7 protein-coding genes and 1 pseudogene are annotated in these 5,792 nt (G+C 36.5%); 2 read left to right on the forward strand and 6 right to left on the reverse strand.

The features are described 5' to 3' along the window. Nucleotides 1–257: 257 nt before the first annotated feature. The 4 genes from C7B62_RS23935 to psb35 all read right to left on the reverse strand — a co-directional run bounded on the left by C7B62_RS23935 (nt 258) and on the right by psb35 (nt 3,617). The gene (locus C7B62_RS23935; protein WP_106243604.1) at nt 258–752 is read right to left on the reverse strand and encodes a GAF domain-containing protein; all 495 of its coding nucleotides are present in this window, start codon (nt 750–752) and stop codon (nt 258–260) included. Nucleotides 753–912: 160 nt separating this feature from the next. Further along, complete coding sequence (gene speA, locus C7B62_RS23940) at nt 913–2,895, reverse strand: biosynthetic arginine decarboxylase (RefSeq protein ID WP_106243607.1); 1,983 nt, start codon at nt 2,893–2,895, stop codon at nt 913–915. Nucleotides 2,896–3,072: 177 nt separating this feature from the next. Continuing rightward, on the reverse strand, nt 3,073–3,378 hold the full coding sequence (locus tag C7B62_RS23945; protein ID WP_106243610.1) for a hypothetical protein: 306 nt from the start codon (nt 3,376–3,378) through the stop codon (nt 3,073–3,075). A gap of 56 nt (nt 3,379–3,434) precedes the next feature. After that, entirely contained in the window at nt 3,435–3,617 is a 183-nt protein-coding gene (gene psb35 / locus C7B62_RS23950) for a photosystem II assembly protein Psb35 (RefSeq protein WP_106243614.1), read from the reverse strand. Between the two features lie 423 nt (nt 3,618–4,040). Here psb35 and C7B62_RS23955 point away from each other — a divergent pair, with 423 nt between their 5' ends. Both C7B62_RS23955 and C7B62_RS23960 read left to right on the forward strand, forming a co-directional pair. After that, the gene (locus C7B62_RS23955; protein WP_106243616.1) at nt 4,041–4,436 is read left to right on the forward strand and encodes a DUF2294 domain-containing protein; all 396 of its coding nucleotides are present in this window, start codon (nt 4,041–4,043) and stop codon (nt 4,434–4,436) included. 170 nt (nt 4,437–4,606) lie between these two features. Next, nucleotides 4,607–4,975 carry a DUF2294 domain-containing protein gene (locus C7B62_RS23960; protein WP_255414094.1) on the forward strand — a complete coding sequence of 123 codons (369 nt, stop codon included), beginning with the start codon at nt 4,607–4,609 and terminating at the stop codon, nt 4,973–4,975. Here C7B62_RS23960 and C7B62_RS23965 read toward each other — a convergent pair. After that, the gene (locus C7B62_RS23965; protein WP_106243618.1) at nt 4,956–5,378 is read right to left on the reverse strand and encodes a PleD family two-component system response regulator; all 423 of its coding nucleotides are present in this window, start codon (nt 5,376–5,378) and stop codon (nt 4,956–4,958) included. The two genes, C7B62_RS23960 and C7B62_RS23965, sit on opposite strands and share 20 nt — an antisense overlap. A 290-nt stretch (nt 5,379–5,668) precedes the next feature. Beyond that, nucleotides 5,669–5,792 (reverse strand): annotated as a pseudogene (locus tag C7B62_RS27285) (response regulator transcription factor); the annotation flags it as partial.

Here is a 5,792-nt window from a genome sequence, read left to right on the forward strand (position 1 = left end):
CTAGTGCAGCGATTCAACAGTATGAGAACCTTGGTGGTGATCCACTTTCTGAGTCTCAACTGGATCAGTTGATTGGGATTGATGCTAACGGTACTGGTTTTTAGTTTTTAGAGTTTAACTTCCCGTGTTTATTTAATCGACAACATGGTAAGTAAATTAATTATCAAGCCCGAAAGAACTAGCGATCGCTAGTTCTTTCGGGCTTTTTTTGACTCTTGTAAGGGTGTTGCTTTTGCTCCTATCTTGACTTTTGACTTCTAACTCCCAGCAATTATCTCAGAGCGAGCAAGAGTATTTGCTCCCGCCTGCATCATGGTTATCTGAGACTTTGACCAATCAACGGAATTTTGACAATGATGAGCGACTAGTAAACCCCATAAGCCAGAAGTGGGGAGAACTGGGACGACTAAATTGGCTTTAACCTCCATCTCCCGCAAAAAATCGCGATGGCAATCAGCAATCGGTGCAGTTTCAATATTAGCGATCGCGCTTACTCGACCATTTTGGTACAAGGCTGCATATTCACCATTAAAACAGTCATCAGGGCCAGTTGAACCCCAGATTGAATATTTTTTGGCGCTTAAGGATTCAAAGGTTACTCTTCCTTCCCAGTGGCGATAAAAATAATATAAAACCACACGGTCAACTTTGAGTTGATTTCTAATATTATCTGTCACGCTTTGAACTAAGAGATCTTCAGTCAAACTATTAGTTAAACGTTGTAACAATTTTTCTAAACCTGAATCTGACATATTTTTGAAGTGCAGCAGTTGTGGATGGCAAGTTGAGCAGATATGCTTACTTGCTCAAATACGATTATTGACAGGCAAAAAACTGTAGTAATAACCTAAATATCTTAAATTTTTCTTGGATGTTTACTGAGTAGATTTTAGATTTTCGTCAAATTTTGTACTAAATCTTTAAATAAGTATAGCTATCTAAAGTACTGGCATAATTTTGCAGTAATTTTTGGGCTGCTTCAGGAGTAATTTGCTGATTTTGTAGAGCTAATTCAGTTTGAATGCTCATAATTGTTAGTAAATCTTTACTATCGTACTGCACATATTTTAAGACTGTTTCTATGGTATCGCCCTTAACAATTGATTCAACCTGATAGCCAGTAGGTGTACTTTTGATTTGGGCTACATTGGTATCGCCAAACAAATTATGTAAATTGCCCATAATTTCTTGATATGCGCCAACAAGAAACATACCTAGATAATATGGGGTTGAAGATTTGCGATCGAGAGGATGTAGTTCTAAAGTTTTTTTGGTTTGATGGGGATCAATGAATTTATCGATCTTGCCATCACTATCACAGGTAATATCGGCTAAAACTCCTTTAACAGTAGGTTTTTCTTGGAGACGATGCAAGGGCATGATGGGAAAAAGTTGCTCGATCGCCCAACTATCGGGAGCAGAACGAAAGATTGATAAATTGACATAGTAGGTAGATGCCATAACTTGAGGCAAGGAAGCCAATTCATCAGGAAGATTGTCCGTGTTTGGCAGCATCTGCGCAATCTGGCGACAGCAAGCCCAATATAGTTCTTCTGTTTGCGATCGCTCGACTAAACTAAGATAGCCAAAATTAAACAGGCTCAAGGCTTCTTGTTTGAACTGAATTGCATCGTGATAACTTTCTTGAAGATTGGTATGATTGATACCCTGATAAGTATCCCAAAAGTTTTTGATGACTAAAGGTGCATTCGGTGTTGGTGGAGTTAAATTGTCATGGCAGATCTGACTTTTCCCCAAAACATTGAATACCAATACGGATTGATGGGAGGCGATCGCTCTACCGCTTTCGCTGATTAAAATAGGATGATTGACTCCTGATTGATCGCAAGCATCTTTTACCTGCGCCACAATATCATTAGCGTAGTTTTGCATATTGTAGTTTTTGGAAGCGGGAACATTAGTTTTAGAACCGTCATAATCTACCGCCAAGCCACCGCCTACGTTGAGATACTGCATTTTTGCTCCTAGCTTGGCTAACTGCACATAGATCTGGCTAGCTTCACGAATGGCGCTTTTGATTACACCAATCGCCGAAATCTGTGAACCGATATGAAAATGCAGGAGTTGCAACCAGTGTAATTTGCCAATGCTTTCTAGCTGACGCAATATTTGCAGAATCTCAGCCACAGTTAGACCAAATTTAGCGCGATCGCCTGTGGAATCTCCCCATCTGCCAATCCCTTTACTGTTCAATTTAGCCCGCACACCGATTATTGGCGATATCTCTAACTCCTGAGCAATGGCAATCAGTAAATCTAATTCTTGAAGCTGTTCAATTACAATGATTGGTTTATGTCCTAATCTGGTTGCGAGTAAAGCCGTTTCTAGATACTCGCGATCTTTATAACCATTGCACATCAAAAGAGGCTGCCCCTCTTTCACCGATGCCAAACAAGCCAAGGCAATCATTAATTCGGGCTTCGATCCTGCTTCTAAGCCAAACTGATAGGGTTTACCGTAATCAACTAAAGCCTCAATTAGCTGACGATTTTGATTACACTTAATCGGGAAAACTCCCTGATAGCTACCTTGATAATTATAGCGAGCGATCGCCTGAGCCATAGAATTGTGTAGTCTTGCCAGGCGATCTGCCAAAATGTCGGGAAAGCGAATTAATAATGGTGAACTAATTCCTTGTTGAGTTAGAGATTCAACAATTTCTAATAATTCGATTGGTTTTCCATCTTCTTCGAGGGTAACAGTGACATTTCCTGCTTGATTAACTGCGAAATAAGGTTCTCCCCATCCTTCAATGTTATACAGTTTCTCACTCTCGCTAACTGTCCAACCAGGATCTATTTCCTTGGAAATATCAAATGTAGTATGTTCGTTCTGTTGAGATAAAGAAACTGATTCAGATTGGCTATTGAGCATCAAAAATTAATTACAATACAACAATGATAATTATTACATTCTCTTCACCAACCTTAATGGGTTTTCAGATTTTAATATCTGTTTTCTCGGCGAATTGAGCATAAACATAAAAATTGGCTTTAAAATTTAGTTTTTAAAGCCGCATTATACTATTGCATTGTTATTTTTTTTGGAGATTTAAATAATACCGACACCTTTACCACCAGGAGTATTGACGTCTTCTAATTCTTCAGCACGCTCTGCTTTTTCTGCTTCTTCCTGTTCTTTTCTATCTCCTGGCTCTTCGTAATACATTTCAGGCTCAACCGCATAATTATTTGCTAAACCTTCACGATCTACTGTATACCCAGAGGTTGTATCAAGATCTCCTTCAGCTTCAGCAGTTTTCTTGAAGTTGCCTCCCTCTCTTTCCATCCTAGCTGCGGTTTCGGCAGAAGTAATGGCGCGATCATAATTTGCATCGTTGGGATTTTTGTTTTCCATATTCTTGTCTCCTGTTGGTAGATAAAATTGTTGATTCGACTGCCAAAAATTACTGATTACTTATCAATCTCGGGAACAATATCAGGACGTTCTTTGTCTTCCCAACCCGCAGGGCGTTTGGAGTTATACCAAGCGACTGAACCAATAGTAACCGCTGCGACAAAGCCTATACCCATAACTGCCACTGCTGCGTAGGGAAAATGGGGTTCATTGCTAGCAATTTGTAATAAAAGATTCATAAATTTATTTTTTGCATTTATTAACTTGCTCTCAATGTAGAGTAAGAATAATGTTGCTACATCTCTCTTTATATGGATAAATATAAAAAAAGAGTAATTCCCAAGATAGATATTAAGATGATTTTTTGTCTTATGAACATTACTCTGTGCGTTCGATTAGCACTATCAAAACATACATCAACTTAAATTGTATCTTTTGATAGATACTTGCTTGAGCAATTTTTACTTATTATAAGTAAATTGAAAACTAATGCTAAATAAATCTTTGTTATCAAAAAGAATATTAAAGCAAATATAACCAATAAAAACTTGTATTAACTATTTTGCTACAGCAAACTTTCAGTAAACATCATTAATTTGTAACTTACGGTAACTGCTAACTAAAGCTTATAATTAATGATCTAAAATTTTATAGCCAAACCAATGACCAATAACTTACTAACTTGTGGACAATTAGAAAGAAAACTTTCTCAAGAAATTCAGGCATTCTACCGTCAACATTTAGGACATCAACCCTCTAAAGTAACCTGTCAGTTTTTTCAAGCAAAGCTAGCCATAATTTTGGAAAATTCCATTACTAGCGCAGAAAAGGTTTTAATAGATGAGGGAAAAAGCGACTTAGCGCAGCAAGTACGTTCTAATCTTGACGGTGCTATTCAGCCAGAATTAAAACAGTTGATTGAAAAAGTTGCTGAGGTAGAAGTACTTGATATTTTGAGCGACGCTACCTTGGACACTGGACGCACTGGTATGATTGTAATTTTAAGCCAGACTCCAACAGTGCGAAATCCTGAAAGCATTCTCAAGGTTAAACATTAGTTAAAAATTAATTAAACAAAAAGCGAACATAAGTAGTCGTGCAAAACAAATTTCCTGCTTAAGATCGGTAAAAGGTCTTGCATAGAAACTAAGCAATGTAAACACCGCATAATAGTTAAGTGTGTAATTAATTTTGTTTGGGTACTTATATTTTGGGGAGGAAAAAGCTGTTGATAAAACGTAATCGTCTAAAAATTAATCAAATAAAATCGATTTTGTCTCAAAAAATTGAGGATATTTATCAACAGCAGCTTGAGCATAAAATAAATAATATTTCTTATAAGCTGTTTGATAATATTTTGGTAATAATCTTAGAGGGAATTATTACATCTCCCGAAAAACTACTCAAAGACCACGACCATATTTACTTAGCAAAACAGGTGAGAAAAGCAGTTGATAACATAGTTCATCCTCAAATTAAAGAAATAATTGAAGAAGTTTTAGATGTTAAGATAATCGACTTTTTAAGCGATACAACTATTAAAAGTGATTTAACAGGAGCGATCGCAATTTTTGAACCTAAGCCAAAGGATAATTGAGAAGACTATAAATTTTGCCTTCTAACTCTTCAATTAGATATGGTTTGCAAAGGTAATCATCAAAACCTGCTGTAATTAACCGATCTAGATCTTCTGCTTTCGTTAATCCCGTAACGGCAATTATCGATATGTGAGCAAGACTTAGATCTTGTTTAATTAGATTGATAATTTCTAGTCCATTCATCTTTGGCATGACAATATCTAATAAAATAATGTCAGGTAATAGTTCGGCTGCCAAGCTTAAACACTTTTCACTATCGTCTGTAACCACATAATCAAATCCCATAGATTCAACTATATAGCTAGCCAATAATAAGTTATCGTTATCATTATCTACGATTAGAATTAACGGTTGATAATCCTCTAATGACCTATTAAAAATTTTATCGGAGTTAGAGTGCATTTGTCATAATCAATGATTCTATAAATACAGAAGCATCTTCATAAGTGGCAAAATAACACCCGTATAAGACTGGCCCTGGATTATGACTAGGTTAGTTGTTTTAAACTTTGTTCTCAATGAAGGAAGAAAGAAAACCTTAAGCTAATCGATAATAGCTAAAATAGCTAACCAGTATTTTACAAAATATTTGGCAAATATAAATTATTATATTTGGTAGTACAAAACAAGCCTTTCTGCTGCTTTTGACTTACTTAACTCCTAAGAAACAAATTCACAAATTCAATTAGAAGTTACTTAACTAATCCTGCTCTTAAAGCTCTAACTGCGGCTTGAGTGCGATCATCGGCGCATAGTTTATTGAGAATATGACAGACGTGGGTTTTGACTGTTCCCACAGTGATATAAAGCTTGGCA

The organism is Pleurocapsa sp. CCALA 161 (genome assembly GCF_003003995.1).
GTDB lineage: Bacteria > Cyanobacteriota > Cyanobacteriia > Cyanobacteriales > Xenococcaceae > Waterburya.

Bases quoted from the DNA above. Each gene is read 5' to 3' on its own strand.
- C7B62_RS23935 (WP_106243604.1), bottom strand. From the start codon at position 752: ATGTCAGATTCAGGTTTAGAAAAATTGTTACAACGTTTAACTAATAGT.
- C7B62_RS23955 (WP_106243616.1), top strand. From the start codon at position 4,041: ATGACCAATAACTTACTAACTTGTGGACAATTAGAAAGAAAACTTTCT.
- C7B62_RS23965 (WP_106243618.1), bottom strand. From the start codon at position 5,378: ATGCACTCTAACTCCGATAAAATTTTTAATAGGTCATTAGAGGATTAT.
- speA (WP_106243607.1), bottom strand. From the start codon at position 2,895: ATGCTCAATAGCCAATCTGAATCAGTTTCTTTATCTCAACAGAACGAA.
- C7B62_RS23945 (WP_106243610.1), bottom strand. From the start codon at position 3,378: ATGGAAAACAAAAATCCCAACGATGCAAATTATGATCGCGCCATTACT.
- psb35 (WP_106243614.1), bottom strand. From the start codon at position 3,617: ATGAATCTTTTATTACAAATTGCTAGCAATGAACCCCATTTTCCCTAC.